Here is a 26,372-nt window from a genome sequence, read left to right on the forward strand (position 1 = left end):
TTCCCGGATTCAGCCTGCCGGGCCAGCCTCGGCACCACCGCGTTGCAGCGGGTCCGGATAGGCCTGCCCATTGGGGGTGAACGACAACGAGACCGAGTTCAGGCAGTGGCGTTCATGGGTCGGCGGCGGGCCATCGGGGAAGACATGGCCGAGATGGCTGTCACACCGTGCACAGACGATTTCGGTGCGGACCATGCCATGGCTGGCATCGCGGATCTCGCGGACATGGGCCGGATCGAAGGGGGCAAAGAAGCTCGGCCAGCCGGTGCCGGAGTCGAATTTGGTGCTGGAGCGGAACAGCGGCAGGCCGCACAACCGGCAGCCGTAGACCCCGTCCTGCTTGTTGTCCAGGAACACCCCGCAGAACGGCGCCTCGGTGCCGTGGTGCAGCAGGACACGCTGCTCATCGGCGCTGAGGCCGGCCACCAGGGCTTGGCGCTGGGCGTCGGTAGGTGGGGACAGGTCAAAAGCCGTCATAAAGGTTCCCTATTGGCATGGCAGTTAGATTGGGCTCTTGCCTCTCAAGGTACAAGCCGGCGTTCATGGTGCTGATACCCGTGCAGGTGCATGGTGAAGACCTGAACCGCCGCCGGGAGATCACCATGTACCGCCCACGCCGCCTTGCCGCTGCCCTGCTGGCGTTGCTCCCATTGGGCGCGGCCGCGCAGATCGGGCCGCCACCCAGCCCCACCGCGACCCGCCCGGTCGTGGCCCCGCCGCCGACCCCCGCGCCCCTGCCGATCCCCGCGCAGCCGGCCCCGGCCGACAGCCTGTCCGGGCAGATGGCGCCGGTGAAATCGTCCTCGCAGACCCAACAGCAGCTGCGCACGCACCCGATCCAGAGCAAAGGCCCGTCGCAGCCGGCGCCGATGCAGGGGCCTGCCGTGCAGAGCAAGGTCTACGACCGGAACGGCCGGATCATTCCGGGGGTCAAGCAAGTGGGCCCCAACCGCGTGCTCGATACCCGTACGGGGCGTTACTACGACGCGGTGCCCAGTGGCGATGGCCAGCAGATAAAACCGTGAGGGCTGCGGCGCTGGGCCGCGGAGCATGAATGGTTTACATCGGGCTGCCCGCAGTCATCGCCGTCAACGCACCACCTCACTGTTTTTTCGCCTGTGATTAACCGGATCGGCGGGACCCTGTACCCGCGCCGCAACCCAGCGCATCCCCCGAGGTTTTTCGAGAAGAGTGCAATCATGGCTAACCAGCAGAACCGCAGTCCCGGCAAATCGCCGCAGGAGCAGCAGGGCAGTCAGCAGCAGAACCAGAAGCCCGGCCAGCAGAACCAGCAGCAGTGGGACCAGCAGAGTCAGAAGGGCGGCAAGCAGCAGGACCAGAAGCACCAGGACCAGAAGCAGCAGCGCTGATGCGCTTGACGCAATGAACGAAGGCGGTGCGCACACGCGCGCCGCCTTTCTGCGTTATCGGGCCGGCATCAATCCGGGATCGGCAGGGTCAGGGTTTCCTTGACCTCTTCCATCACGATGTAGCTCTTGGATTCACGCACGTGCGGCAAGGTCAGCAACGTGCTGCCGAGCAGCTTGCGGTAAGAGGCCATCTCACTGATGCGTGCCTTGAGCAGATAGTCGAAATCGCCCGACACCAGGTGGCACTCCAGCACGTTGGGCAGCTTCAGCGCCGCGCGCCGGAACTCCTCGAAGATATCGCCGGATTTGTAGGCCAGGCTGATCTCCACGAACACCAGCAGGCTGGCCTTGAGGTAATGCGGATCCAGCTTGGCGTAATAGCCGGTGATCGCGCCGTCGCGCTCCAGCCGCCGCACGCGCTCGGTGCAGGGCGTGGTCGACAGCCCGACCCGCTCGCCCAGTTCGGTGAAGGAAATGCGACCCTCGGCCTGCAGGATGCGCAGGATCTTGCGGTCGATCTTGTCCAGTTCACGGGCACGCGTGGCCATCGGCGTCAGCCTCTCGAGGATGTTGGCGGGACAATATCCTGCCTGATACAGGAAAAACAGGCGAATTGATTGGTTGTGGCTGACTATACTTCCTCAATTATGGTCCCGGCGTGTTCCTGCGCAGGGAATGATCGGGTTGGAGAGGTGTCATGCGCGTTCTAGTCCTTGGCAGCGGTGTGATCGGCACGACCAGTGCCTGGTACCTGCGGCAGGCCGGGTTTGAAGTCACGGTCGTCGACCGCCAGCCCGGTCCGGCGCTGGAAACCAGTTTCGCCAACGCAGGCCAGCTGTCGTTCGGCTATACCTCGCCGTGGGCCGCCCCCGGCGTGCCGCTCAAAGCGGTCAAATGGCTGTTCTCCGAGCATGCGCCGCTGGCGATCCGCCCGGGCCTGGACTGGCACCAGTACCGCTGGCTGGCGCAGATGCTGCGCAACTGCACGCACGAGCGCTACGCGATCAACAAGGCGCGCATGGTGCGCATGTCCGAGTACAGCCGCGACTGCCTCAACGAGCTGCGCCGCGAGACCGGCATCGAATTCGAGGGCCGCGACCTGGGCACCACCCAGTTGTTCCGCACCCAGCAGCAGCTGGATGCCTCCGCGCAGGACATCGAAGTGCTGGCCCAGTACGGCGTGCCGTACCAGGTGCTCGACCGCGCGGGCATCATCGCCCATGAGCCGGCGCTGGCCGGCGTGGCCGACAAGCTGGTCGGCGCGTTGCGCCTGCCGCGCGACCAGACCGGTGATTGCCAGCTGTTCACCCGTCGCCTGGCCCAGATGTGCGTCGATGCCGGGGTCGAATTCCGTTTCGACCAGGATATCGCCGGCCTGCACAGCGATGGCGACCGCATCACTGGCGTGCGCATCGATGGCAAGCTGGAAACCGCCGATCACTACGTGGTCGCGCTGGGCAGTTACTCGCCGTCGCTGGTCGCACCGCTGGGCATGCAGCTGCCGGTGTACCCGCTCAAGGGCTACTCGCTGACGCTGCCGATCACCGATCCGGCAATGGCGCCGACCTCGACCATCCTGGATGAAAGCTACAAGGTGGCCGTGACCCGTTTCGACGATCGCATCCGCGTCGGTGGCATGGCCGAGGTGGGCGGGTTCGACCTGTCGCTCTCGCCGCGCCGCCGCGCCACGCTGGAGAAAGTGGTGCGTGATCTGTATCCGGAGGGCGGCGATCTCTCGCGCGCCGAGTTCTGGACCGGCCTGCGCCCGGCCACGCCGGACGGCACCCCGGTGGTCGGTGCCACGCCGTACCGCAACCTGTTCCTCAATACCGGCCACGGCACCCTGGGCTGGACCATGGCGTGCGGCTCCGGCCGCTACCTGGCCGACCTGATGGATGCCCGCCAGCCGCAGATCAGCACCGAAGGCCTGGATATTTTCCGTTACACCCACCACGCCGCCTCTGTCCGTCACCGTGAGCCGAGTTCATGCGCCCAGCCCGTGCGTTGATTGATCTGGACGCGCTGCGCAGCAATTACCGGCTGGCGCGCGAACTGGGGGGCGGCAAGGCCGTTGCGGTGATCAAGGCCGACGCCTACGGGCACGGCGCGGTGCGCTGCGCCCGGGCGCTGCAGGCCGAGGCCGATGCCTTTGGCGTGGCCTGCATCGAGGAAGCACTGGAGCTGCGCGCGGCCGGCATCACCGGCCCGATCCTGCTGCTGGAAGGCTTCTTCGACGCCAGTGAGTTGCCGCTGATCGTGCAGCACGACCTGTGGTTCGCGGTCGGCGCGCCGTGGCAGGTCGAGGCGGTGGCCGCGTTCCAGACCACCGCCACGCTCAACGTGTGGTTGAAGCTGGACAGCGGCATGCATCGCCTGGGCCTGTGGCCGGACGAGTTCCGTGCCGCGCACGCCACGTTGAGCGCGCTGGCGCATGTCGGGCCGATGGTGCTGATGACCCACATGGCGCGGGCCGACGAACTGGACAGCCCGCGCACCCGCGAGCAGGCCGACGTCTTCGCGGCCACCATCGACGGCTTGGCCGGGCAGACCAGCCTGTGCAACTCGCCAGCGCTGCTGGGGTGGCCGGACGTACGCAGCGACTGGGTGCGCCCGGGCCTGATGCTGTACGGGATCAACCCGATGCCGGCGCATACCGCGCTGACCGGGCGCCTGCGGCCGGTGATGAGCATGCGTTCGAAGATCTTCGCCGTCCGTGACATCGCGGTGGGCGAGCCGGTCGGTTACGGCGCGCGCTTCGTCGCGCAGCGCCCGACCCGGGTTGGCGTGGTTGCGCTCGGTTACGCCGACGGTTACCCGCAGTTCGCGCCGAACGGCACCCCGGTGCGGATCGACGATCAGCCGGGCATCGTGATCGGCCGGGTCTCGATGGACATGCTCACGGTGGACCTGACCCACCTGCCGCAGGCCGGCATCGGCAGCACGGTGACGCTGTGGGGCGATGCCCCCCGCATCGAGGCGCTGGCACCGCTGTGCGGGGTCAGTGCTTACCAGCTGCCGTGTGGGGTGAAGCGGGTCGTGCGCGAGTACGTCGACGTCTGAACCGCCACCGGCGATACCGCGTGCATGAAAAAAGGCGGCGCTGATGCGCCGCCTTTCTCATGTGGGCCCAAGGGCTCAGGTGCTGGCCGTGGCCTCGTTGCGCAGGTCGCGCCGGATCCAGTCATCCAGCAGGCGCTTCTCATAGCGCAGCGGGTCGGTGTCGCTCTGTCGCCCGATATTGTGCAGGTAGCCGGTGTCCTGCAGCTTGCGTTCCCCTTCGCTGATCACCTGGCCCTGCGCATCCTTCAGGGTGTAGGTGAGGGTCACGCGCGGGGGGTAGATATCGCGCATCACCCGGATGTCGTTGGCGCGAGGGCCATGCCAGGGCTCGTAATCGCCGGCGCGCTTGATATCGGTAAAGGTGACCTGCAGCGTCTGGCCGGGCTGCAGCGCCTTGCTGGCCGTGGTCTGCACATACTTGGCCAGTTGCTGCACCCAGTCGCCGCGTTCGGCCTCGAAGCGGTTGTTGCTCAGCCGGATCTCGGTGAACTGTGCCGGGTCGGTCCAGGTCACCTGGACAGGGCCTTCGGTCTTGAGCGCGCGCGGGGCCTGCGGGTCGGTCACGGTACGCGGGGCGGCCGCGGCGCTGCCGATGAGCAGCAGCCCGGCCAGGGCCCCGGCGATCAGGGAGGTGCGGTTCATGACAATGCCTGGGTCGCGATCACAAGTGGGATCAGGTACCAGTGTGATCCCGATCCGGGTGGCGGACAATCCACGCGTGTATGCTCCGCGTCTGCGGTTGGCGCCAATTCACCCAGGCCCGCCCCAGACCCCCGGCGCTTGACGCTGCGAATACGCGCGTTGGCCGATCCTGTCCTCCTCTGTTTCGCCAGTTGCCTCATTGAAGCCCTTGCCCAGCCTGCCCACTTCGACGTTGGAACGCGCCTCTTTCCTGGCTTCATCGCCGGATCCGGCCCTGTATCGCACGGTCCTTGAGCGCCTGAATGCGGGGTTCTGCATCATCGAGGTGATCTTCGACGATGCCGGGGTGGGCGTGGATTACCGGTTCGTGGAGGTCAACGAGGCGTTTTCGCGCAATACCGGCTTGAACAATGTCTGCGGGCAGCGGATGACCAGCCTGCAGCCCGGCCATGAGACGGACTGGTACCGCACCTATGGCGAGGTGGCGCGGAGCGGCCAGGCCCGGCAGTTCGAGATGGAAGCACGCGCGCTGAACCGGTGGTACTCGGTCGAGGCGGTCAGCGTTGGCGAACCGGACGAGCATCTGGTGGCCGTGGTGTTCTTCGACATCACCAACCGCAAGCACATCGAGGTGGAGCTGGCCGAAAGCGAGGCGCGCTTCAGTGCGCTGGCCGATGGCCTGCCGATGCCGGTGTGGGTCCTGGATGAGCGCGGGCATTCGCGCTTCGTCAACAGTGCCTTCAGCGAGTTCTTCGGCGGTGACGAGCAGCGCGTACCGGACGATGTGTGGCGTGGCCTGGTGCATCCCGACGATGCCTCGGTGTTCGATTACGAACTGCAGGAGGCACTGAAGTCGCAGCGCTCGATGCATGCGCTGGTGCGCGGCCGTCGCGCCGATGGCCAATGGCGCTGGCTGGAAATGAACGCGCGGCCCCGCTTTTCCAGGATGGGCCGTTTCATCGGCTTGGCCGGCAGCAGCCCGGACGTGACCGAGCGTCGCGAAATCGAAATGGCGCGCGAAGAACTGCTGCAGTCCGAGCGTGCCGCGCGCAGCGCCGCCGAGAACATGGCGCGGCTGAAGGATGAGTTCCTGGCCACGCTTTCGCACGAGCTGCGCACCCCGCTCACCACCATCCTGGGCTGGAGCGAACTGCTGCTGCAGCGCATCGACAACACCAGCCCGATGTACAAGGGGCTGGGCGTGATCGCCAACAGTGCGATGGCGCAGAAGCGGCTGATCTCGGACATGCTGGACCTGAGCAGCATGCTGCTGGGCAAGGTCCAGCTGGAAGTGGAAATGCTGGATCTGCGTGCGCAGCTGGAAGAGGCCATGCGTGCACAGGAGCTGGTCGCCGAAGGCAAAGCGCTTTCGATGGAACTGGTGATGCCCGACGAGCCGTGCCTGGTGCTCGGCGATGCCACGCGCCTGCAGCAGGTGCTGTGGAACCTGCTGTCCAACGCCATCAAATTCACCCCGGCCGAAGGGCGCGTGGTGCTCACCCTGGCCGCCGATGGCGGGCACTGGTCGATCACCGTGACCGACTCCGGCGACGGCATCGCGCCGGAGTTCCTGCGCCATCTGTTCAGCCGCTTCCGCCAGGCCGACGGCACCACCACGCGTCGCCATGGGGGCCTGGGGCTGGGGCTGGCGATCGTCCAGCAGCTGGTGGAACTGCATGGTGGCGTGGTTGCGGCCAGTAGCGAAGGCCACGGCCAGGGTGCCAGCTTCAACGTGCGCCTGCCGCGCTATCAGCCGCAGGCCGATGGCCGCCCGCTGCGCGAAGTGTTCAGCGGGCCGATCACCGAACAGATCATCGAGCCGTATCCGCTCAAGGGCCTGCACCTGCTGGCTGTGGAAGACCAGCCCGAAGTGCTGGAGTACCTGCGGCGGCTGTTGGAAGAGCAGGGCGCTTCGGTCACCACGGCGTCCTCTGCCGGCGAAGCGCTGGCACTGCTCAACGAAAACGGCCACAGCGGTATCGATGCCCTGCTGACCGACATCGGCATGCCGGGCATGGATGGGTACGGCCTAGTACGCACATTGCGCGACAACATGGGCGTCGAGCCAGAGGCGTTGCCGGCGGTGGCGGTGACGGCGCTGGCACGTGCGGACGACCGCAAGCGCGCATTGGCGTCAGGCTTCCAGGAGCACGTGGCCAAGCCCTATTCGGTTGCCCAGCTGGTGGCCGCGGTGCGTGGCGTACTCGCCAGCCGCTGAGCCGGCGCCGCTGCCGGCAGCCGTTGGCAATGTGTTGACGCCGCGGCGGGCACACTGAGGGCGTACGCCACAGGAGTTGCCATGTCACGTTACGCCCCCCGCATCCACACCGATCCGGCCGCCATCGCGGCCCTGGAAGCGCTGCTGCCGCAGCTGCACGGCCAGACCCAGGTCGAGCTCACGCTTGATGACGGCAGCCGCCTGCTGGGCACCGTGGCAGTGCAGCCGACGCTGCAGCAGTACCGCGATGCCGACGAACATGAAGGCAGCAACGGCCAGCTGCGATTGGACGATCTGGATACGCCGGTCCAGCAGCACCTCATCTGGCTCGATCAGATCAGGGCCATCCGGCAGCTGCCCTACCGCGAGTGATCGCGGCGGGCAGTGCCTCGGCGCCGGCTCAGTGGGTGAATTCGCTGGGCTCGGCTTCGAAGCGACGCGCGTAGGCGCGCTCATCGGCGATCCGCGCCACCTCTTCATCGGCCATGTCCGGCGCCCCATAGACCGCATAGGCTACGTTGCCATCGGAGGTCTTCCCGATCTGGTGCAGGCGGTAGCGCGAATGGCCGCCGCCGGTGTCTTCGGGGTAATGCACCGGTGGTTGGCTGCCCTCCATGTCCATTTCGCTGTTGTCGACTACGCCACCGACGAACAATGCACGCATGAGCCATCTCCACGGGAAGTGAGGCTCCACCCTGCCGGTTTGGATGTTGTCAGGGCATCAACAGGACGTTGAATAAACGCAAATCCGGGTCCGGCGGGGCGAACCGGTAGAATGGCGGCCTCTTTTCAAGATGTGCCCCCGCATGGCTGCCCAGCACGACGCTCCCCTGGAAACCCTGTTCCTGCCCTTCGCCAGTGGCGCACTGTCCTGGCCGGCCGGCCCCGTGCTGTTCCTGCGCGCCCGCGACGGCGCGCCGCTGCGCGAGCACGCCCAGCCGGCCCAGCTGGTCTGCGAGCAGAGCTTCCGCCCGTTCGCCGATGCGCTGGAAGCCAGTGGCTGGACCGTACGCGACGAGCAGCAGCTGGCCAGCGACGCCACCCGCTACGCCGTGGTGCTGGTCCTGCCGCCGCGCCAGCGCGAGGAGGCCAAGGCCCTGTTCGCCCGTGCGCTGGCGCTGGCCGCGCCCGGCGGCATCGTGGTGGCCTGCCAGCACAACAACGAAGGTGCCCGCTCCGGCGAAGGCGACCTGCAGCAGTTGGCCGGCCTGGGCGGCAAGCTGACCAAGAACCACTGCCGCGCCTACTGGACTGCGCCGCTCAATGGCCAGCACGACGCCGCGCTGGCGCAGCGCTGGGCGTCGCTGGACGCGCCGCGCGCGATCCTGGGCGGCCGCTTCCAGAGCCGCCCCGGCATCTTCGCCTGGGACCGCATCGACCCGGCCTCGGCGCTGCTGGTGGAGCAGCTGCCGGCCGACCTGGCCGGCCGTGGCGCTGACCTGGGGGCCGGCTTCGGCTACCTCTCCGCTGAAGTGCTGGCCCGCTGCCCGAACGTGAGCGCGCTGGACCTGTACGAGGCCGAAGGCCGCGCCCTGGCCCTGGCCCGCGAGAACCTTGCCGCGCTGGGCAAGCCGGCGGCGCTGGGCTTCCACTGGCAGGACGTCACCGCCGGGATCGAGGGCGAGTACGACTTCATCGTGACCAACCCGCCGTTCCACACGCCCTCGCGCGCCGACCGTCCTGACATCGGCCAGCGCTTCATCGCCGTGGCCGCGCAGGCGCTGCGCCCGGGCGGGCGGATGTGGCTGGTGGCCAACCGCCATCTGCCGTACGAGCAGATCCTCAACGAAAGCTTCGGCCAGGTCCGCGTGGCCGCCGAGCGCGATGGCTTCAAGCTGATCGAAGCGACCAAGGCGAGCAAGGGCGCGACCCCGGCCCGTGCCCCGCGCAGCACCGAGCCGAAGTGGGGCCGCGGAGGCCGCGCATGAAGCTGGTCAAGCTGTTGGCCAACCTGGGCTATGGCAGCCGCAAGCAGGTGCAGGGGATGTTCCGCGCTGGCCTGATCACCGATGCCGACGGCGAGGTGCTGTACGCCGACGACGCGGTCGCGCATGAGGCGATCCGGGTCGAGGGCGAGCCGCTGGATCCGCCGCAGGGGCTGACCCTGATGCTGCACAAGCCGCGCGGTTACACCTGTTCCACCAAGGACAAAGGCCGGCTGATCTACGACCTGCTGCCGCCGCGTTACCGCGAGCGTGCGCCGGTGCTGTCCTCGGTGGGCCGCCTGGACCGCGACACCAGCGGCCTGCTGCTGATGACCGATGACGGCGCGCTGCTGCACCGGATCGTGTCGCCGAAGTCGCGCCTGGACAAGGCCTACGAGGTCACCCTGGCCGAGGACCTGCGCGGCGATGAAACCGCGCGTTTCGCCAGCGGCGGGCTGCTGCTGGAAGCGGACGACAAGCCGTTGCTGCCGGCCGAGCTGCACGTGAACGGCCCGCGCCAGGCGCAGCTGGTCCTGCACGAGGGCCGCTACCACCAGGCGCGCCGGATGTTCGCGGCGGTCGGCAACCACGTCGAGGCGCTGCACCGCAGCCGCATCGGCGGGCTCTCGCTGGGCGATCTGCCGGAAGGCGAGTGGCGCATGCTCGATGCCGCCGATCTCGAGACACTGTTCAACGTCCCATGAGTGCTTTTGCCGCGCTGCCGTTCCTGCCCGACGCCGTCATCTTCGACATGGACGGCCTGATGATCGACAGCGAGCGGGTCTCGATCGCGTGCTGGTCGCAGGCGGCGCAGGAACTGGCGCTGCCGTTCCCGGAGGGGTTCTGGCTGCGCATGGTGGGCCTGGGTGACCGCGACTGCGAGTGCCTGCTGCTGCAGACGGTGAATGCCGAGCAGGTCGCTGCGCTGTTCGCGCGCTGCCATGACCTGTATGAAGCGCGCACGCAGCAGGGCCTGCCGCTGCGCCCGGGCATCCTGGAGATCCTGCAGCTGCTGCACGATCACCGTGTGCCGCGCGCGGTCGCAACCTCCACGCGCCAGCCGCGCGCCTCGCGCAAGTTGGCCGCCGCCGGCCTGCTGCCGTTCTTCGAGGTGGTGGTGACCAGCAGTGACGTGTCGCGTCCCAAGCCGGCGCCGGACATCTACCTGCTCGCGGCGCAGAAGCTGGGCAAGGACCCGGCGCGCTGCCTGGCGCTGGAAGATTCCCCGGCCGGCATCCGCGCGGCGGTGGGTGCGGGCATGACCGCGATCCAGGTGCCGGACCTGGTGCACCCGGATGAGGAACTGCGTGCACTGGGGCATCGCATCGTGGGTTCGCTGCTGGATGCGCGGGCGTTGTTGATGCCGTTGTTGCCTCCTCCTTGAGTTTGCCCAACGGCCTGCCAGCGGCAGCGGGGCTCGGCTCGCCGATACACCGGCATAAAAAAGCCCGGCACATGGCCGGGCTTTTTCGTGTACGTCGCCGCTGCAATCAGATGCGGCTGAACACCAGCGCTGCGTTCGTGCCACCAAAGCCGAAGCTGTTGGACATCACGGTGTTCAGCTGTGCCGGCTGCGTCTCGCGCACGATCGGGAAGCCTTCCACCAGCGGGTCCAGCTCGCCGATGTTGGCCGAGCCGGCGATGAAGCCGTCACGCATCATCAGCAGGCAGTAGATCGCTTCGTGCACGCTTGCTGCGCCCAGCGAGTGGCCGGACAGCGCCTTGGTCGAGGACAGCGGCGGGATGGTCTCGCCGAACACTTCACGGACCGCCTTCAGCTCGGTGACATCGCCCAGCGGGGTCGAGGTGCCATGCGTGTTGAGGTAGTCGATCGGGCCGGTGAGGTGCTCCATCGCCATGTTCATGCAGCGCACCGCGCCTTCACCGGACGGGGCGACCATGTCGGCACCGTCGGAGGTGACGCCGTAGCCGACCAGTTCGGCGTAGATGCGCGCGCCACGGGCCACGGCGTGGTCGTAGTCTTCCAGCACCAGCATGCCGCCGCCACCGGCGATGACGAAGCCGTCGCGGTCCTTGTCGTACGGGCGCGACGCCGAGGCCGGGGTCTCGTTGAAACGGGTCGACAGCGCGCCCATCGCATCGAACATCACGCTCATCGACCAGTGCAGGTCTTCACCACCACCGGCGAACATCACGTCCTGTGCGCCGTGGCGGATCAGGTCGGCGGCGGCGCCGATGCAGTGCGCCGAGGTAGCGCAGGCGGCCGACAGCGAGTAGCTCAGGCCCTTGATCTGGAACGCGGTGGCCAGGCAGGCCGACACGGTGGAGCACATCGTGCGCGGCACCATGTACGGGCCGACCTTGCGCACGCCACGGGCGCGCAGGATATCGGCCGATTCCACCTGCCACTGGCTGGAGCCGCCACCGGAGCCGGCGATCAGGCCGGTACGCGGGTTGGCGACCTGCGCCTCGTCCAGGCCGGCATCGGCGATGGCGTCGCGCATGGCGATGTAGGCGTAGGCCGAGGCATCGCTCATGAAGCGCTTCACCTTGCGGTCGATCTGCGCATCCAGGTCCAGTTCGATGTTGCCGCCGACGTGGCTGCGCAGGCCGGCTTCGGCGTGGTCGGGCAGGTGACGGATGCCGGCGCGGCCTTCACGCAGTGCCGAGGACACGGTGTCCAGATCGTTGCCCAGGCACGAGGTGATGCCCATTCCGGTAATGACGACGCGACGCATCAGAAGTTCTCAGTGGAAGTGAACAGACCTACACGCAGGTCTTTGGCAGCGTAGATTTCGCGGCCATCGACGAGCATGCGGGCGTCGGACTGGGCCATCACCAGCTTGCGGTTGATGACGCGCGAGATATCGATTTCGTAAGTGACCAGCTTGGCGTTCGGCAGCACCTGCCCGGTGAACTTCACTTCACCGCAACCCAGGGCGCGGCCACGGCCGGGCGCACCGATCCAGGTCAGGAAGAAGCCGGTCAGCTGCCACATGGCATCCAGGCCGAGGCAGCCGGGCATGACCGGGTCGCCGAGGAAATGGCAGTCGAAGAACCACAGGTCAGGGCGGATATCCAGTTCGGCGCGTACCATGCCTTTGCCGTGCGGGCCGCCGTCCTCGCGGATATCGGTGATGCGATCGAACATCAGCATCGGATCATTGGGCAGGCGACCGCTGCCCGGGCCGAACAGTTCACCGCGGGCGCTGGCCAGCAGCTGGTCGCGCGAGAACGCGTTGAGACGAGTCATGGAAAACGCAATCCTGAAGAAGTTGTCGTCGGGGTGAGCCGACCACAGGTCGACTGCTCTTGCATGAAGCAAGTGCTCAAGAGTGCATGAGAAAAAGTGATTCAATCAAACGTTTTAACCGTACGCCGCCGTAGTGTTTTCAGGTTCAAAAACGCATGTTGTTGTTATCCAACAACCATACTGCGGCGTGTGGCTGTAATCTTGTTCATCTGAATTCGAGTACCGACGACCGTGTCCCGCCCCCGCAAGATCATTCACGTCGACATGGATGCGTTTTACGCGTCCGTGGAGCAGCGCGACGATCCCTCGTTGCGGGGCAAACCGGTGGTGGTGGCGTGGCGCGGCATGCGCTCGGTGGTGTGCGCGGCCTCCTACGAAGCGCGCGTGTTCGGCGTGCGCTCGGCGATGCCCGCGGTACGCGCCGAGCGGCTGTGTCCGGATGCGGTGTTCGTGCCCCCGGATTTCGTGCGCTACAAGGCGGTGTCACGTCATGTGCGCGAGATTTTCCTGCGGCATACGGAGCTGGTGGAACCGCTCTCGCTGGATGAGGCGTATCTGGATGTGACCGAGCACAAGGGCGGGATGACGGTGGCAACGGAGATCGCGCAGATCATCCGCGCGCAGATCCGCGAGGAGACGCAGCTGACGGCGTCGGCGGGGATCGCGCCGAACAAGTTCCTGGCCAAGATCGCCTCGGATTGGCGCAAGCCGGATGGGCAGTTCGTGGTGCCGCCGCATCGCATCGAGCAGTTCCTGACGCCGTTGCCGGTGAACCGCGTGCCGGGCGTGGGCAAGGTGATGGCGGCCAAGCTGGCCGAGCTGGGCATCGCCACGGTGGGCGATCTGCGTTCGCTGCCGCTGGAGGAACTGGAGGCGCGGTTCGGTACGTTCGGCGGGCGCTTGTTCAATCGTGCGCGCGGCATCGATGAGCGACCGGTGGAGCCGGATCAGCCGGTGCAGTCGATTTCGTCGGAAGACACGTTCGCGGAGGATCTGCTGCTGGAGGATCTGGCGCCGGCGATCGTGCAGTTGGCGGAGAAGACGTGGCAGGCGACGCGCAAGACCGACCGGGTGGGGCATACGGTGGTGTTGAAGTTGAAGACCTCGCAGTTCCGGATCATTACGCGCAGTTTCACGCCGGAGTCGCCGCCGGATTCGATGGAGGAACTGCGGGATATTGCGCTGGGGTTGCGGGCGCGGGTGGAGCTGCCGCTGGAGACGCGGTATCGGTTGGTGGGGGTGGGGTTGGGGGGATTCCGGGAGCGGGAGGTGGTGCGCCAGCCGGGGTTGTTTGATCATCTGGGCGATGTGTAGTTGGTCGTTTTTTTGGCCTTTTTCAAGATCGATATCAGCGTTGACCCCAACGCTAACGCTAACGCCAACGCCAACGTCAACGGCGGATGCGCTGGTGTTCGGGTGATGAGGGTTTGGGACGACGCGGGTGGGGTAGCGGGACCCGCTGCAAGTCCCGCTCCGCGGCCCGGCCCAGCCGCTGGCGGCTGTGCGTTCAGTCGCATGCGAGGCAGTGCCTCGCAAGCAATGCGCCTTCAGCCATGTAAGCTCGTGTGTTGCCATCCATGGCAACACACGGTCCCGATACCCCACCCGCGCCGTCCCTCCGACACTGGGTCGGTGCGCAGAAAGGAAACGCGTCGCGCTTTTCAATGTGCGCAATGACGTTGGGCTTCTACGAATGCGCCCTTACGGCCACTGCATTTCACCCTTGGCTACTTTTGCGCTCAGTTCCAGCGAGCTCTCGCCCGCCAGGGTCGGATAGCGTTTTTTCATCGCGGCAATCAGTGCGTTGGCGTCGTTGCTGCGTGCCGTTTCTTCGTCGAAGGCGCGGATGTAGTCGGCGGTGAAATCCACGGCGCTGATGTCCAGGGCGGCACCCGTTGCGTAGTGGCCCGGGATGACGCGCGTCGGCTTCAGGGCTTTGAGGGTGGCCAGTGTCTGCAGCCAGTGCGCGTGCGATTGGGCGCTTTGGGTGTCGGCCATCCAGACGTGTTCGCCGGCGACGATCGGGATGCCGCCGAGGATGGTGCGCAGGGCGGGGATCCACAGAACGGTGCGGTCCGGGGTGGGACCGGTGAGGCCGATGATCCTGATCGGTTGGCCTTCGAGGGTGAGGGTGTCGCCGTCGAGGGTGTTGGGGATGACGATGCGGGTGGGTTTGCCTGCACCCATCTGCGGGCCCCAGTACGCGAGTTTGGCGGCCTGGGTGGCGTTGATGTGGGCAACGGTTGCGGGGGTGGCGAGGACTTGGGCGTCGGGGAAGGCGTCCTGCAGGGTGGCCAGGCCGAAGTAGCAGTCGGGGTCGCCGTGGCTGATGTAGATCGTGGTCAGCCGTTTGCCCGAGGCGCGGATGCGCTGCACCAGCTGGGCGGCGTCGGATGCGGCGAACTGGGCGTCGACCAGGATGGCGTCGTGTCGGCCGGTGATCAGGGTGGAGGCGACCGAAAACAGCGCCTTGTCGCCGGGGTGGTAGGGCTGCACCTGCAGCGCGTGGGCTTCGGCGGTGGCCGCAGCGGCGTGGCTGATGGCCGGTGGGCTGACGGCGAGCGCGGTACCGAGCGCCAACGCCAGGGACAGGGTGGTGCGGGAAACGTTCGGCATTTCAAGAAGTCCTGTGCAGTGCGGCCCCGGCATCACCCCGGGGCGATACGGCCCCGACATGACCCCGGGGCCGGTAGAGCCGACCGTTGGTCGGCTGCTTCACATCGGCGGCCTGGTCAGTACGCAACCGTGGCGATCTGCCGCACGTACTGCGGGGTTTCGATCTCGCTGACGAAGGCGTCGGCGTAGTCGGCGTAGCTGATCCGGCTGTGGCCGTCGGCACCGACCAGGAAATTCGTCGCCTGGGTGCGGAAGCCGCCGCGCTGCGGGCCGGGGCCGATCTCGGCGGCGGGCGAGTAGAAGGTCCAGTCCAGGTCGTCGACGGCCTGCAGCTGCTTCAGCGTCTCGCGCGCGGCCAGGGCGACCGGCTTGTAGGCATCCGGGAAGCCCTCGGTGTCCACCAGTTGCACACCCGGGGCGACTTCCAGGCTGCCGGCACCGCCGACCATGATGAAGCGCGGTACGCCGGCCTGGCGGGCTGCCTTGACCAGCGCGGCGCTGGTGGTGGTCACGGTGCTCGGCGCATCACCCGGGCGCGGGCCGAAGGCGCTGGCCAGCACGTCGTGGCCGGCGATCACGGCTGCCAGGGCATCGGTATCGTCCAGCGCGGCGACGGCCAGCTGGGCGCCCTCCAGTTCGGCCGGCAGGTCGGTCTCGCGGCGCACGATGGCGGTGACCTGGTGGCCGCGGGCGAGGGCCTGGCGGGCGATTTCACGGCCGATGTTGCCGGTGGCACCAACAAGCGCGATTTTCATGGGGGAGGTCCGTTTAGGAAGGAAGGCCAGCGTATGCCTCTGGAATCGAACGAAAAACCACGTATAACGGCCTAATTTGTTGCACGGATCGATCAAATGGACCGGATGACCGCCATGAACGTGTTCGTCGAGGTCGCCGAGCGCGGCAGCCTGACCGCAGCGGCCGAGGCACTGGAGATGTCGCGGGCGATGGTGACCCGTTATCTGGCCGAGGTGGAGCGCTGGCTGGGCGCGCGGCTGCTGCACCGGACCACGCGCCGGATCAGTTTGACCGGCCCTGGCGAAGCCGCGCTGCTGCGGTTCCGGCAGATGCTGGCGATCGGCGATGAGCTGCGCGGTGAGCTGGCCGCGGACAACCCCGAGCCGCACGGGCTGCTGCGGGTCACCGCGAGTGTCTCCTTCGGGCAGATCCACCTGGCGGCGGCGGTGGCGGCGTTCGTCAAGCGGCATCCGCTCACGCGCGTGGAACTGCTGCTGGTGGATAGGGTGGTGAATCTGGTCGAAGAGCGCGTGGACATCGCGGTGCGCATTTCGCGCGCGATCGATCCGAGTCTGATCGCGCGGCCGTTGGCGCCGTGCCGTTCGGTGCTGTGCGCGGCGCCGTCGTACCTGACCGAGCACGGCACGCCGACCACCGCCGACGCACTGGCCGCGCACAACTGCCTGACGCACCACTATGTCGGCAAGAGCGTGTGGCACCTGCAACGTGACGGACGGAAGATCGCGGTGGCGGTGGGCGGCAACATCAGTGCCAATGAAGCGTCGCTGCTGCTCGAAGCGGTGCGTGCCGGCGCCGGCATCGCGATGTTGCCGACGTACCAGATCGCCCCGTTGCTCCGCAGTGGCGAGCTGATCGAGGTGCTGCCTGATTACGAAGTGGAAGGCTTGGGCATCCACGCGGTATATGCGTCACGCCGGCAGCTGCCGACAATCATGCGCAGCTTCCTGGATTTCCTGGTGGAACGTTTTGCCAGCACGGAATTCCTGGCGCAGCTGTAAGCGCGGCGCTACCCGGGCGTGCATCGGCATCACACACGCGCCTCCGTACAATGGCCCTTCCCTGCTGTGGAAGTGAGCATTGCCTTGTCTTACCCGTATCCGTTGGTGGTGTTCGATCTGGATGGCACGCTGGTGGACAGCGCAGCCGATATCGCCGAGGCGTTGAACCGCACGCTGCAGGACTGGCAGTTGCCGCGCGTGCCCGAGGCCACCGTGCTGACCTGGATCGGCGATGGTGTGCGCCGGTTGGTGGAGCAGGCATTCGATGCGGCTGGCAGCGCCGTCGATCTGGACAAGGTGATGCCCGGTTTCATGCGGCACTACGAGGCGTGCCTGTTGCGCAGCCCACGTCTGTTTGATGGTGTGACCGACACGTTGGCCGCATTGCGCGAACGCGCGGTGACGCTGGCGATCTGCACCAACAAGCCGTCGGCGCTGGTGGCGCCGTTGCTGCAGCATTTCGGGTTGCAGGATCAGTTCGCGCTGGTGCTGGGCGGAGATTCGCTGCCGGAACGCAAGCCCAGTGGTGCGCCGTTGCGGCATATCGCGGCGCACTTCGAGGTGGCCGTCGAGGCGGCCCTGATGGTGGGCGATTCGATCACCGATTACCGCGCCGCGGTGGATGCAGGCATGCCGGTGGCGCTGGTGCGCTATGGGTATCCGCGCGGGCTCGATCTAAACAACGTCGCGGCGGTGGCCGTGATGGACGATCTGCGGGAACTGCTGGCGCTCTAATGCGCGTGTGCCGACCAACGGTCGGCACCTACCAGGGTCAATGGTTGTGCCGACCAATGGTCGGCAGCTGCCGAGGGTGGGACGGCAGCGGTGCCGCCGTCCCGTGCGCTTATTTCGGCTGGTAACGCACGCTCAGGCGGTACTCGCGGCCCGGCTGGTTGTACCAGGCAACGGTTTCGTAATCGCGGTCGAACACATTGCTGACGCGGCCCAGTACCGACCAGTCGCGGCTCAGCGCGTATTCCAGGCGCAGGTCCACGGTGCCATAGCCACCCAGGCGCACGGTGTTGGCCGCATCGTCGTAACGCTTGCCGGCGCCGTTGGCGGTGAGGCCGGCGCGGAAGTCACCGAAGCGGCGATCTACGTCCAGGCGCGCGGTGTTCTGGGCGCGGCGGGCCAGCCAGTTGTCGAACTGCGCGCTGCCGTCGGTACGGTTGCGCGGGTCGGTGTGGCTGAGCTGTGCATTGAGGTCGAACCCGGCCACGGTGATCGCACCGGTCAATTCGGCGCCGCGGATGCGGGCCTTCTCGACCTGCGACATCATGAAGGTCGTCGCGTCGTACGTGATCAGGTCATCGATGCGCGTTTCGTACACGTCCAGGCCCCAGCGCCAGCCGTCGCCCTGCTGGGCAATGCCGACGTTCGCGCTCTTGGATTTTTCCGGGTCCAGGGTCGGCACGCCGCTCCACGGGTCGTAGAGGTCGCTGAAGGTCGGGGCCTTGAACGCGGTGCCGTAGCTGGCGTTGAGGCGGAAGCCGCCGCCCAGCTCCAGGCCCCAGCCGAGGCTGCCGGTGGTGTGGTTGCCGAACTGCTCGTTGTCGTCGTTGCGCACGCTGGCCTGCAGGTGGTGCGCGCCGAAGCGGCCCTGGTACTGCACGAACACGCCGGTGTTGTCGCGGCTGTCGACCAGATAGCCGGCGCTGCTGCCGTCCAGGTTGTCCTGGCTCCAGTCCACGCCGGCGCTCAGCAGCTGGCCATCGGCGATGCCGATATCGGCCTGCACCGAGGCGCTGTCACGGTGGGTCTGCGCGTTGCCCAGCCAGGTATCACCGTTGAAGTTGTCCGATTCGTTGTCGGCCCGGCCGACATTGACGGTCAGGTTGAAGCGCGCGCTGGGCGTGTAGCGCAGCTTGCCACCGAGCACCTGCTGCAGGGTCTCGGAGTAGTTGTAGTAGCCGTCGTAGTGGTTCTCGCCTTCGGCGCGCAGCGCGGTGCCTTCCAGGCTCAGCGTATCGGTCAGCGCATAGCCGCCGCGCAGGCTCATCGACAGGTTGCGGTAGCCATCGCGGTCGGGCTCATTGGCGCCACAGCCGGCGAACGGCGAGACGGAGCCGCGGCAGGCGTTGATGCCGTCGGTGTGCTGGTAGGCGATGTCGGTGCCGAACCAGCCACGCTCGCCACTGCCACCGAAGCCACCGCTGGCCTCGCGCAGGCCGTTGCTGCCGCCGCCGAGCTGCAGGTGCGGGGCGAACTGGCCGGCATTGCGGCGGGTGAAGATCTGGATCACGCCACCGATCGCGTCGGCGCCGTACAGGCTGGACTGCGGGCCACGCACGATCTCGATGCGCTCGATCTGCGCCAGCGGAAGGTCCTGGATCATGGCCAGGCCGAGGTCACCGGTGTTGATGCGCACGCCGTCGATCAGCACCAGGGTGTGGGCCGAGTTGGTGCCGCGCAGGAACAGCGAGCTCTGCTTGCCCAGGCCACCGCTGTTGTTGAGGTTGATGCCGGCCCGGCCGCGCAGCAGGTCCTGCAGCGACGGTGCCTGGCTGCGCTCGATCTCGGCGCGGTCGATCACCTGGGCCGGCGAGATGCTGTCCTGCAGGGCGATCGGGGTGCGGGTGGCGGTGACCAGTACCTGGTCCAGCGCGGTCGCCTCGTCCTGGGCCGACGCCAGCAGGGGCAGGGCCGACAACACGGCCAGGGAAAGGACTTGGATCTGCAGCTTCATCGATGACTCCATGCACCGCGCACGCCCGCGCGGCAAGGGGTGGGGATGATCGCGCTGCAGGGAGTTCGACGGTGGGCGGACGCGCAGGCGCCTGCTTGCCGCCGCCATGCCCGCCGCATCGCAACCAGTCGTCTTCCAGGCCGGTCTCCGGGCTCGCGGGTCGATGGCCGTGCCATCGTGCCAGGCGCCTTCCCATGCCGGAGCACAGTGGCGTGTTGCCTGGTGTTTCCTCGCTTACCGTTGCGGGGGCAGCGCCGGAGTGGCGGCGGGGCACGAGGCCTGACGCGTCACCGGCTTCCCGTTTCAACCCGGCGGCATTGCAGCCCCGGGTCACCTGAAAGTGGGCGCAGTCTAAGCCATCGGCCGGGCCGGTGGAGCGCACCGGTTAGAATGCGCCTCGCTTTTTCGATGTGATCTCCATGACCCCGACGTGGTTGCAGCACCCCGGTACCGACGCCCGTGATCCTCACCGGCCGGCCGCAGCGGGCAGCAGAGGGGGGCCGGCATGATCCTCGACCTGATCCGCCACGCCAGCACCGGCCGCGACGACCATCTCGATGGCCGTACCGATCCACCGCTGCATGAGGGCGCCACCGACGCGCTGTGCGCGCGCTACGCGGCGCTGTCCTGGGAGCGCGTGCTGTGCTCGCCACGGCAGCGCGCCGTGCGCACCGCCGAAGCGCTGGCGGCCCCGCTCGGGCGGGGGGTGGACACTGACGAGGAATGGGAAGAGCTGGATTTCGGCGACTGGGATGGTGTCGCGCTGGAGGCGCTGCCGATGGACGCGCTGTCGGCGTTCCATCTGGACCCGCACGCCAACCCGCCGCCGCACGGGGAAAGCTGGGGCCACTTCGAGCGCCGCATCGCGCGTGGGCTGCATCGGCTGCTGGATGATCCGGACCCGGTGCCGACCCTGATCGTCAGTCATGGCGGGCCGCTGCGCATGGTGCTGTCGCAGGCCTGCGGGTTGCCGATGGCGATGTGCTGGGCGCTGCGCATCGACCACGGCACGCGGCTGCGGCTGCGCGTGGAGCGCGAAGACGATCAACTCTGGGGCGAGCTGCTGGAACTGCAGCAGGTATGAAGCGCGCAGGACCGACGATGCGTCGGTCCGTGCGGATCAGCGAGGCTCGTCGTCGCTCTCGAACGGCGGTGCCTCATCGCCCTCATCGTCGCGATGCTCGACCGTGCGGTCGTAGACCGGGCCGGACGCGGGCGGCGCCTTCTTCAGCGGCTGCTCGGCGATGATGGCCTCGTACTCGGCCACCAGCACGGTGCGGCGTGCTTCCGGCAGTTCCTGCCAGTGGCAGTCCTGCAGCGCGCCTTCCAGCGAATAGAGCAGGTTCAGGCTCGGCTTGAAGCCGGCACGGCGCACCTTGACGAAGGCACCCACGGCGCCGACCGCCACCAGGTCTTCCGGCGTACGCAGACCGACCTGGCGCAGCCATGCTGCGCTCTTCGGGCCGATGTTGCGCAGCTTGGCGCCACTCATCCCAGGGCCTCGACGAACACGGCGGCGATCGCTTCAAGGCCGGCCTGGTCCTCTGCGTCGAAGCGCGCCAGCGACGGGCTGTCCAGATCGAATACACCGACCAGGTTGCCGTTGTGGACCAGCGGCACCACCAGCTCCGAGCGCGAGGCCGAGTCGCAGGCGATGTGGCCCGGGAAGGCGTCCACGTCTTCGATGCGCTGGGTAACCCGCTGCGAGGCGGCGGCGCCACACACGCCCTTGTCGAGCGGAATGCGCACGCAGGCGGGCAGGCCCTGGAACGGGCCGACGACCAGCTCCTTGCCATCGAAGAAGTAGAAGCCGACCCAGTTCAGGTGCGGCAGGGCGTGGTAGACCAGCGCCGACAGGTTGGCCGCATTGGCGATGCGGTCGCGCTCGCCATGCACCAGGGCACGGGCCTGGGCCAGCAGCTGGCCGTACTGTTCCGGCTTGCTGCCGGTAAGCGTGGAGGTATCGAACATGGCCGCAGTCTACCAAGCCGCACGCCCGCCTGCGCCGGGGCCGGCGGAACGCAGCAGACCGCACCGCGGCGCTGCCGGGACGGCGGATAATGACGCGTTTCCAGCCCTGGTCGTCCTTCATGTCCCTGCCTGCGCCGTTGCCCGCCGCCCTGTTCGTCACCGGTACCGATACCGGCATCGGCAAGACCTTCAGCAGCTGCGTGCTGCTGCATGCCCTGCGCCGGCATGGCGGCACGGCCGTGGGCATGAAGCCGGTCGCCAGCGGCTGTGAGCGCACCCCGCAGGGCCTGCGCAACGAGGATGCCACCGCCCTGCTGGCCGCCAGCGTGCCGACGCCCGGGTACGACGACCTGAACCCCTTCGCGCTGGAGCAGCCGCTCGCGCCGGAGATCGCCGCGGCAGAAGCGGGCGTGCAACTGTCGCTGGCGCCGATCGAAGCTGCCTTCGCGCGCCTGCGTGCCAGCGCGGACACGGTGGTGGTGGAGGGCGTCGGCGGCTGGCTGGCGCCGCTGTCGGCCGCGCTGGACCAGAGTGATCTGGTGCAGGCGCTGAAGCTGCCGGTGGTGATGGTGGTCGGGCTGCGGCTGGGTTGCCTCAACCACGCACGGCTGACCGCCGAGGCGATCACGGCCCGCGGCGCGCACTGCATCGGTTGGATCGCCAACGAGGTGGACCCGGCGATGGCGCGCCGCGATGAGAATGTCGCGCTGCTCAAGGCGCGGTTGCCGATGCCGTGCTGGGGCCGCCTGCCGTATGCGCCGGGTGCGGATCCGGCGAGCCTGGCAGACCGCCTGGTGTTCTGAGCGTCAGCCCGCCGCGCGCGCCTGCAGCGCGTTGGCCAGCCGGCCGACGGTGGCGATGGCACCGACGAAGCGCGCATCCAGTTCCTGGCAGCACGACAGGCGCAGGCAATGCCGGTATCGCGCACCGCGTGAGTACACCTGGCCGGGCATGAACACCACGCCCTCGGCCAGCGCTTGCTCGAACAGGTCCCCGGCATCGATCGCCGCCGGCAGTTCCACCCACAGCAGGAAGCCACCGGTCGGCTGGGTGGCCGAGGTGCCGGACGGAAAATGCTGGGCGATCAGCCCACGCACGTGGGCCACCTGGTCGCTGTAGAGCCGGCGCAGCCCACGCAGGTGGTGCTCGTAGTTTCCGGCCTCCAGGAATGCGGCCACCGCATCGCCGAGCAGGCGTGATTCGGCGCCGGAGGAATGGAATTTCAGCAGCTGGATATCGGCAGCGAAGCGACCTCCGTCGAGCCAGCCGATCCGGTAATCCGGGGCCAGTGTCTTGGAGAAACCACTGCAGACCATGATCCAGCCATCGCGATCAAAGCTCTTGGCCAGCGGTTCCAGCGGCTCCTTGAACTGCAGTTCGGCGTAGACCGCATCTTCGATCAGCGGCACCTGGTAGTGATTCACCAGTGCGGCCAGGCGCTGCTTGTTCGGCACCGGCATGCTGCCGCCGAGCGGATTGTGCACGGTCGGCATGGCCATGATCGCGGCGATGCCCCCGGCCTCGAGCAGGGCTTCCAGCGCATCCAGATCGAGCCCGTCGCGTGGATGGGTCGGCAGCTCGATCGCGCGCAGGCCCAGGCTGCGCAGCAGCGGGTAGATGTTGAAGTACGAGGGCGCTTCGATCGCCACCGCATCTCCGGGTTTTGTCACCACGCGCAGGGCCAGCTGCAGGGCTTCCATCGCGCCATGGGTCAGCACCAGCCGATCCACCGTGGTGTGCAGCCCCAGCCGCGGCCCACGTTGCACGATCTGCGCCAGCAACCGCGCCGCACCGTTGGGACGTGCGTAGGTCTCCACCGTGGTGGCGGCACGACGCAGCACCTGAGCGGTACTGCGGGCCAGCTGCGCGCCGGGATAGAAGCGCTTGCCGCGCGGGCCGGCGAAGGCCAGATCGACGATGCCCGGCTGCTGCTGCGCGGCCAGCACGCGCGCCATCATCGCCTGCTGGGCGGGTGCGCTCGGCGGCGACGGTGCCTGCCGCAGCGACTGCGTGGGTTCGGGCAGGCGCGGGCTGACCACGAAGCCGGCCTTGGGCCGCGGCAGCACCAGCCCGGCGTCTTCCAGCTGCCGATAGGCCGCGATCACCGTGTTGAGGCTGAGGCTGCGCTGCGTGGCCAGCCCGCGCAGCGAGGGCAGGCGGGCGCCGACCGGCAAGCGACCGCTGCGGATCGCGTCGGCCATTTCATCGGCCAGGGATTGGTAGAGGTTGGTCGCCATCGCCAGCTGCATCCACAGAATCTGTAACCGTGCGGATGCCAGTCATCTGCATCTGTATCCGCGCCTGGCGCCAGCCTACCATGCGGTCTTGCGACTTCCCCCGCGCACGGCAGGGCATTGTGTGCCGTGCGTTTTTTCTCCTTCCCGAGCGCGCTCAGCGGGCCGAAATCGTGGTGCTCACCAGGCGCGGCTGCTCGCGGTACAGCGCCGGGTACTGCTGCTTCAGCGCGACCACCTTGGGCAGGTCGTTGATACGGATGTACAGCGATTCGGGGTGCAGCGTGAGGTAGTTCTGGTGGTAGCCCTCGGCGGCGAAGAACGGCTTGCCGCCGTCGACCTGGGTGACCACCGGCGCGGCGTAGGTCCTGGCCTGTTGCAGCTGGGCGATGTAGGCGCGGGTGGCATCGCGCTGGGCGGCGTCGTCTGCATAGACCGCAGAGCGGTACTGGGTGCCGCGGTCCGGGCCCTGCCGGTTGAGCTGGGTCGGATCGTGCGCCACCGAGAAGAACACCTGCATCAACTGGCCGTAGCTCACCTGCGAGGGGTCGTAGGTCACCTGCACCGCCTCGGCATGCCCGGTACCGCCGCTGCCGACGCGCGGGTAGGTCGCGTTCGCCGCGCTGCCGCCGATGTAACCGGAGAGCGCACTATCCACGCCCTTGATGTGCTGGAACACGCCCTGCACGCCCCAGAAGCAGCCGCCGGCGAATACCACCTGGGCGCGCTTCACGCCCGGCTGGCGCAGGTCCGCCTTGCCGGCCGGTGCGGGCACGGCCACCGTCGCAGCGGCCGCGGCAGCCTGTGCGGGCCGATCCAGGCCCACCACCACGCTGGCGGTGAGTGCCGCGATGGCAACGGCGATGCCGCCGGCCACGAGTTTGTCGAATGCGATCTTCATGCGATGGCTCCTCAACCAAACGTAAAGGCGTAGGCGCGCACGCCTGGATCGAGGAACTCGATCTCGAAGGTGCGCTCCTGCACGTCGCCGGACTGGCGGATCAGCTGATACAGGCGGTTTTCATCCACGACGCCGTCGCCGTCGGCGGAAACATCGCCACCGGCCGCAGGGCCCGGCGCGTGCCCATCGATGCGCACGCGGAACCGCACGGGCTTGCCGTCTTCGCCCGGGGCCAGCACGAGGTGCAGGTCGCGCGCATGGAAGCGGAAGGCGATGCGGCCGCCGCCCGTTTCCAGCCGGGCATCTTCGTTGCCCACGGTCCAGCGCCCGGCCAGGGCCCACTGGTTGTGCTGCAGCGTCGCAGGCACGGCGTAGTCGGCGGGTTGATCCTGGCGCTGGCCGCCGGGCGAGGCGAAGTTCTCGGCACGCGCATGGCCGAGGTAGGTCTCCGGCGATTTGAGGTTGCCCATGTCGGCCTGGCGCGCCACGCCATCCAGCGTCATCGCCACCGGTGCATCGTCACCGGGCAGCGTGTTGCCGGCCTCGCGCAGCAGCTGGCGGATGATCTGCTCGGACTGTGCGTAGTTGCCCTCACCGAAGTGATGCGCACGGATCCGGCCCTGCGCGTCGATGAAGTAGTGGGCCGGCCAGTACTTGTTGTTGAAGCCGCGCCAGATGGCGAAGTCGTTGTCGATCGCCACCGGGTAGGTGACCTTCAGATCCTTCACCGCGCGCTGCACGTTGGCCAGATTGCGCTCGAAGGCAAACTCCGGCGCATGCACGCCGATCACCACCAGCCCGTGGTCGCGGTAGCGCTCGGCCCACTCGCGCACGTAGGGCATGGCACGCAGGCAGTTGATGCAGGAGTAGGTCCAGAAGTCGACCAGCACCACCTTGCCGCGCAGCGCCTGCGCATCCAACGGCGGGCTGTTGAGCCAGCCGGTGGCGCCGGCCAGCGGGGGCAGGGTGCCTTCCACCGGCAGCGGCTGCCCGGGCGTGCTCGCAGCGGCACGCATCATCGCCGCGCCGGCGACCGGCTCCTGTGCTGGCAGCACGTCGAGCAGGCCCTGTTCCAGCTTGGCGGTGCTGACCGTGGAGAGCCGGGTCAGCACGCCGGTGTCCCAGCCCATCGCGATGGCGACCACCGCCAGCAATGCGGCGATGCCCAGCCCGCGGCGTACCCACTCCCCCACCCCGAGGCGACGCTTGAGCGCGGCGAACACACGCCCGCCGATCCAGATCGCCAGGGCCAGCGAGGTGGCCGCGCCCAGTGCATAGGCGAGCAGCAGCCCGCTGGTGCCGACACTGGCCCCCTGCAGCGCCGCGCCGGTGAGGATCAGGCCGAGGATCGGGCCCGCGCACGGCGCCCACAGCAGGCCGGTGGCGATGCCGATCAGCAGCGAGGTGCCAACGCCCCCGCGTCCGGCATCACTGGCCGCATCGGCCGAGGCGCTCAGCCGCGCGCCCAGCCGCTGGAACGGCGACAGCAGGCGGTCGGCCAGCGCCGGCCACAGCAGCGCCAGCGCAAACACCGCCATCACCACCAGCGCGATCCAGCGTCCGATCTGGTTGGCCTGCGCCACCCACTGGCTGCTCACCGCCGCCAGGCTGGCGACCACGGCGAACATCAGCGCCATGCCGATCAGCAGCGGCAGCCCACTGCGCAGGAAAGGGCGGTCGGACCGTGCGAACACGAACGGCAGCACCGGCAGGATGCAGGGGCTGAGGATGGTGAGCACGCCACCGAGGTAGGCCAGCACGAGCAGAAGCATGGAGAGGTC

The 26,372-nt window shown here is 67.9% G+C and carries 28 protein-coding genes and 1 riboswitch; of the genes, 14 read left to right on the top strand and 14 right to left on the bottom strand.

Translation table 11 applies throughout. The features are described 5' to 3' along the window. Window positions 1–9: 9 nt before the first annotated feature. Entirely contained in the window at window positions 10–477 is a 468-nt protein-coding gene (msrB, locus tag OC373_RS09975; protein ID WP_019185751.1) for a peptide-methionine (R)-S-oxide reductase MsrB, read from the bottom strand. A 65-nt stretch (window positions 478–542) separates the two neighbouring features. On the opposite strand from msrB, the gene OC373_RS09980 reads away from it, so the two are divergent. Together OC373_RS09980 and OC373_RS09985 are read left to right on the top strand one after the other, a co-directional pair. Continuing rightward, entirely contained in the window at window positions 543–1,025 is a 483-nt protein-coding gene (locus OC373_RS09980; protein ID WP_261997632.1) for a classical arabinogalactan protein 4, read from the top strand. A gap of 174 nt (window positions 1,026–1,199) precedes the next feature. Next, window positions 1,200–1,370 (top strand): lana protein, encoded by a 171-nt coding sequence (locus OC373_RS09985; RefSeq protein WP_261997633.1) that lies wholly within the window; start codon window positions 1,200–1,202, stop codon window positions 1,368–1,370. Window positions 1,371–1,438: 68 nt separating this feature from the next. Here the strand turns inward: OC373_RS09985 and OC373_RS09990 are convergent, their stop codons facing one another. Continuing rightward, window positions 1,439–1,918, bottom strand: a complete 480-nt coding sequence (locus OC373_RS09990) for an Lrp/AsnC ligand binding domain-containing protein (protein WP_046272909.1) — start codon at window positions 1,916–1,918, stop codon at window positions 1,439–1,441. A gap of 149 nt (window positions 1,919–2,067) precedes the next feature. Here OC373_RS09990 and OC373_RS09995 point away from each other — a divergent pair, with 149 nt between their 5' ends. Together OC373_RS09995 and alr are read left to right on the top strand one after the other, a co-directional pair. Next, complete coding sequence (locus tag OC373_RS09995) at window positions 2,068–3,378, top strand: D-amino acid dehydrogenase (protein ID WP_070426536.1); 1,311 nt, start codon at window positions 2,068–2,070, stop codon at window positions 3,376–3,378. After that, entirely contained in the window at window positions 3,357–4,430 is a 1,074-nt protein-coding gene (gene alr, locus OC373_RS10000; RefSeq protein WP_019185756.1) for an alanine racemase, read from the top strand. The genes OC373_RS09995 and alr overlap by 22 nt, the downstream gene beginning before the upstream one ends. 75 nt (window positions 4,431–4,505) lie before the next feature. Here alr and OC373_RS10005 read toward each other — a convergent pair whose 3' ends face one another. Then, window positions 4,506–5,072, bottom strand: coding sequence for a DUF3016 domain-containing protein (locus tag OC373_RS10005; protein ID WP_070471638.1), 567 nt, complete (start codon window positions 5,070–5,072; stop codon window positions 4,506–4,508). Window positions 5,073–5,304: 232 nt separating this feature from the next. On the opposite strand from OC373_RS10005, the gene OC373_RS10010 reads away from it, so the two are divergent. Together OC373_RS10010 and OC373_RS10015 are read left to right on the top strand one after the other, a co-directional pair. Then, window positions 5,305–7,290: an ATP-binding protein gene (locus OC373_RS10010; RefSeq protein ID WP_261997634.1), complete on the top strand. Its 1,986-nt coding sequence runs from the start codon at window positions 5,305–5,307 to the stop codon at window positions 7,288–7,290. Window positions 7,291–7,371: 81 nt separating this feature from the next. Beyond that, window positions 7,372–7,662: a DUF3247 family protein gene (locus tag OC373_RS10015; protein WP_046272912.1), complete on the top strand. Its 291-nt coding sequence runs from the start codon at window positions 7,372–7,374 to the stop codon at window positions 7,660–7,662. Between the two features lie 28 nt (window positions 7,663–7,690). On the opposite strand, the gene OC373_RS10020 is transcribed toward OC373_RS10015, so the two are convergent. Next, a complete protein-coding gene (locus tag OC373_RS10020) occupies window positions 7,691–7,954 on the bottom strand; it encodes a hypothetical protein (RefSeq protein WP_019185760.1) in 264 nt (87 codons plus the stop codon). Between the two features lie 142 nt (window positions 7,955–8,096). Here OC373_RS10020 and OC373_RS10025 point away from each other — a divergent pair, with 142 nt between their 5' ends. The 3 genes from OC373_RS10025 to OC373_RS10035 are packed head-to-tail and all read left to right on the top strand — an operon-like array spanning window position 8,097 to window position 10,599. Next, window positions 8,097–9,218: a class I SAM-dependent methyltransferase gene (locus tag OC373_RS10025; protein ID WP_261997635.1), complete on the top strand. Its 1,122-nt coding sequence runs from the start codon at window positions 8,097–8,099 to the stop codon at window positions 9,216–9,218. Further along, entirely contained in the window at window positions 9,215–9,919 is a 705-nt protein-coding gene (locus OC373_RS10030; protein ID WP_070426539.1) for a pseudouridine synthase, read from the top strand. The genes OC373_RS10025 and OC373_RS10030 overlap by 4 nt, the downstream gene beginning before the upstream one ends. After that, window positions 9,916–10,599 carry an HAD family phosphatase gene (locus tag OC373_RS10035; RefSeq protein WP_261997636.1) on the top strand — a complete coding sequence of 228 codons (684 nt, stop codon included), beginning with the start codon at window positions 9,916–9,918 and terminating at the stop codon, window positions 10,597–10,599. The genes OC373_RS10030 and OC373_RS10035 overlap by 4 nt, the downstream gene beginning before the upstream one ends. A gap of 106 nt (window positions 10,600–10,705) precedes the next feature. On the opposite strand, the gene fabB is transcribed toward OC373_RS10035, so the two are convergent. Further along, complete coding sequence (gene fabB, locus OC373_RS10040) at window positions 10,706–11,914, bottom strand: beta-ketoacyl-ACP synthase I (RefSeq protein ID WP_019185764.1); 1,209 nt, start codon at window positions 11,912–11,914, stop codon at window positions 10,706–10,708. Further along, window positions 11,914–12,429 (bottom strand): 3-hydroxyacyl-[acyl-carrier-protein] dehydratase FabA, encoded by a 516-nt coding sequence (gene fabA / locus OC373_RS10045; RefSeq protein ID WP_019185765.1) that lies wholly within the window; start codon window positions 12,427–12,429, stop codon window positions 11,914–11,916. Before fabA ends, fabB begins: the two co-directional genes overlap by 1 nt. Window positions 12,430–12,660: 231 nt before the next feature. Between fabA and dinB the strand changes: the two genes are divergently transcribed. Then, the gene (gene dinB / locus OC373_RS10050) at window positions 12,661–13,743 is read left to right on the top strand and encodes a DNA polymerase IV (RefSeq protein ID WP_261997637.1); all 1,083 of its coding nucleotides are present in this window, start codon (window positions 12,661–12,663) and stop codon (window positions 13,741–13,743) included. A 387-nt stretch (window positions 13,744–14,130) separates the two neighbouring features. On the opposite strand, the gene OC373_RS10055 is transcribed toward dinB, so the two are convergent. Together OC373_RS10055 and OC373_RS10060 are read right to left on the bottom strand one after the other, a co-directional pair. Then, window positions 14,131–15,045: an MBL fold metallo-hydrolase gene (locus OC373_RS10055; RefSeq protein ID WP_261997638.1), complete on the bottom strand. Its 915-nt coding sequence runs from the start codon at window positions 15,043–15,045 to the stop codon at window positions 14,131–14,133. Between the two features lie 116 nt (window positions 15,046–15,161). Continuing rightward, window positions 15,162–15,800, bottom strand: a complete 639-nt coding sequence (locus OC373_RS10060; protein ID WP_261997639.1) for an NAD(P)H-binding protein — start codon at window positions 15,798–15,800, stop codon at window positions 15,162–15,164. 96 nt (window positions 15,801–15,896) lie between these two features. Between OC373_RS10060 and OC373_RS10065 the strand changes: the two genes are divergently transcribed. Together OC373_RS10065 and gph are read left to right on the top strand one after the other, a co-directional pair. Next, a complete protein-coding gene (locus tag OC373_RS10065) occupies window positions 15,897–16,799 on the top strand; it encodes a LysR family transcriptional regulator (protein ID WP_261997640.1) in 903 nt (300 codons plus the stop codon). An 84-nt stretch (window positions 16,800–16,883) separates the two neighbouring features. Continuing rightward, window positions 16,884–17,534, top strand: a complete 651-nt coding sequence (gph, locus tag OC373_RS10070) for a phosphoglycolate phosphatase (protein ID WP_261997641.1) — start codon at window positions 16,884–16,886, stop codon at window positions 17,532–17,534. Window positions 17,535–17,643: 109 nt separating this feature from the next. Here the strand turns inward: gph and btuB are convergent, their stop codons facing one another. Then, window positions 17,644–19,485: a TonB-dependent vitamin B12 receptor gene (gene btuB / locus OC373_RS10075; RefSeq protein ID WP_261997642.1), complete on the bottom strand. Its 1,842-nt coding sequence runs from the start codon at window positions 19,483–19,485 to the stop codon at window positions 17,644–17,646. A gap of 120 nt (window positions 19,486–19,605) precedes the next feature. Next, a riboswitch (cobalamin riboswitch) is annotated at window positions 19,606–19,838 on the bottom strand. A gap of 152 nt (window positions 19,839–19,990) precedes the next feature. Here btuB and OC373_RS10080 point away from each other — a divergent pair. Next, window positions 19,991–20,569: a histidine phosphatase family protein gene (locus OC373_RS10080; RefSeq protein WP_261997643.1), complete on the top strand. Its 579-nt coding sequence runs from the start codon at window positions 19,991–19,993 to the stop codon at window positions 20,567–20,569. A gap of 36 nt (window positions 20,570–20,605) precedes the next feature. Here the strand turns inward: OC373_RS10080 and OC373_RS10085 are convergent, their stop codons facing one another. Further along, window positions 20,606–20,977, bottom strand: coding sequence for a TfoX/Sxy family protein (locus OC373_RS10085; protein WP_070426546.1), 372 nt, complete (start codon window positions 20,975–20,977; stop codon window positions 20,606–20,608). Continuing rightward, window positions 20,974–21,456, bottom strand: a complete 483-nt coding sequence (locus OC373_RS10090; RefSeq protein WP_046273812.1) for a GAF domain-containing protein — start codon at window positions 21,454–21,456, stop codon at window positions 20,974–20,976. The genes OC373_RS10085 and OC373_RS10090 overlap by 4 nt, the downstream gene beginning before the upstream one ends. Before the next feature lie 119 nt (window positions 21,457–21,575). On the opposite strand from OC373_RS10090, the gene bioD reads away from it, so the two are divergent. Beyond that, a complete protein-coding gene (gene bioD / locus OC373_RS10095) occupies window positions 21,576–22,259 on the top strand; it encodes a dethiobiotin synthase (RefSeq protein ID WP_261997644.1) in 684 nt (227 codons plus the stop codon). A 3-nt stretch (window positions 22,260–22,262) separates the two neighbouring features. Here the strand turns inward: bioD and OC373_RS10100 are convergent, their stop codons facing one another. The 3 genes from OC373_RS10100 to OC373_RS10110 all read right to left on the bottom strand — a co-directional run bounded on the left by OC373_RS10100 (window position 22,263) and on the right by OC373_RS10110 (window position 26,363). Continuing rightward, window positions 22,263–23,693, bottom strand: a complete 1,431-nt coding sequence (locus OC373_RS10100; RefSeq protein WP_261997645.1) for a PLP-dependent aminotransferase family protein — start codon at window positions 23,691–23,693, stop codon at window positions 22,263–22,265. Window positions 23,694–23,847: 154 nt separating this feature from the next. Further along, window positions 23,848–24,591: a peptide-methionine (S)-S-oxide reductase MsrA gene (gene msrA, locus OC373_RS10105; RefSeq protein WP_070426548.1), complete on the bottom strand. Its 744-nt coding sequence runs from the start codon at window positions 24,589–24,591 to the stop codon at window positions 23,848–23,850. An 11-nt stretch (window positions 24,592–24,602) separates the two neighbouring features. Continuing rightward, window positions 24,603–26,363 (bottom strand): cytochrome c biogenesis protein DipZ, encoded by a 1,761-nt coding sequence (locus OC373_RS10110; RefSeq protein ID WP_261997646.1) that lies wholly within the window; start codon window positions 26,361–26,363, stop codon window positions 24,603–24,605. Between the last annotated feature and the right edge of the window lie 9 nt (window positions 26,364–26,372).

The organism is Stenotrophomonas sp. Ste96, from assembly GCF_024519495.1.
Taxonomy (GTDB): domain Bacteria; phylum Pseudomonadota; class Gammaproteobacteria; order Xanthomonadales; family Xanthomonadaceae; genus Stenotrophomonas; species Stenotrophomonas bentonitica_A.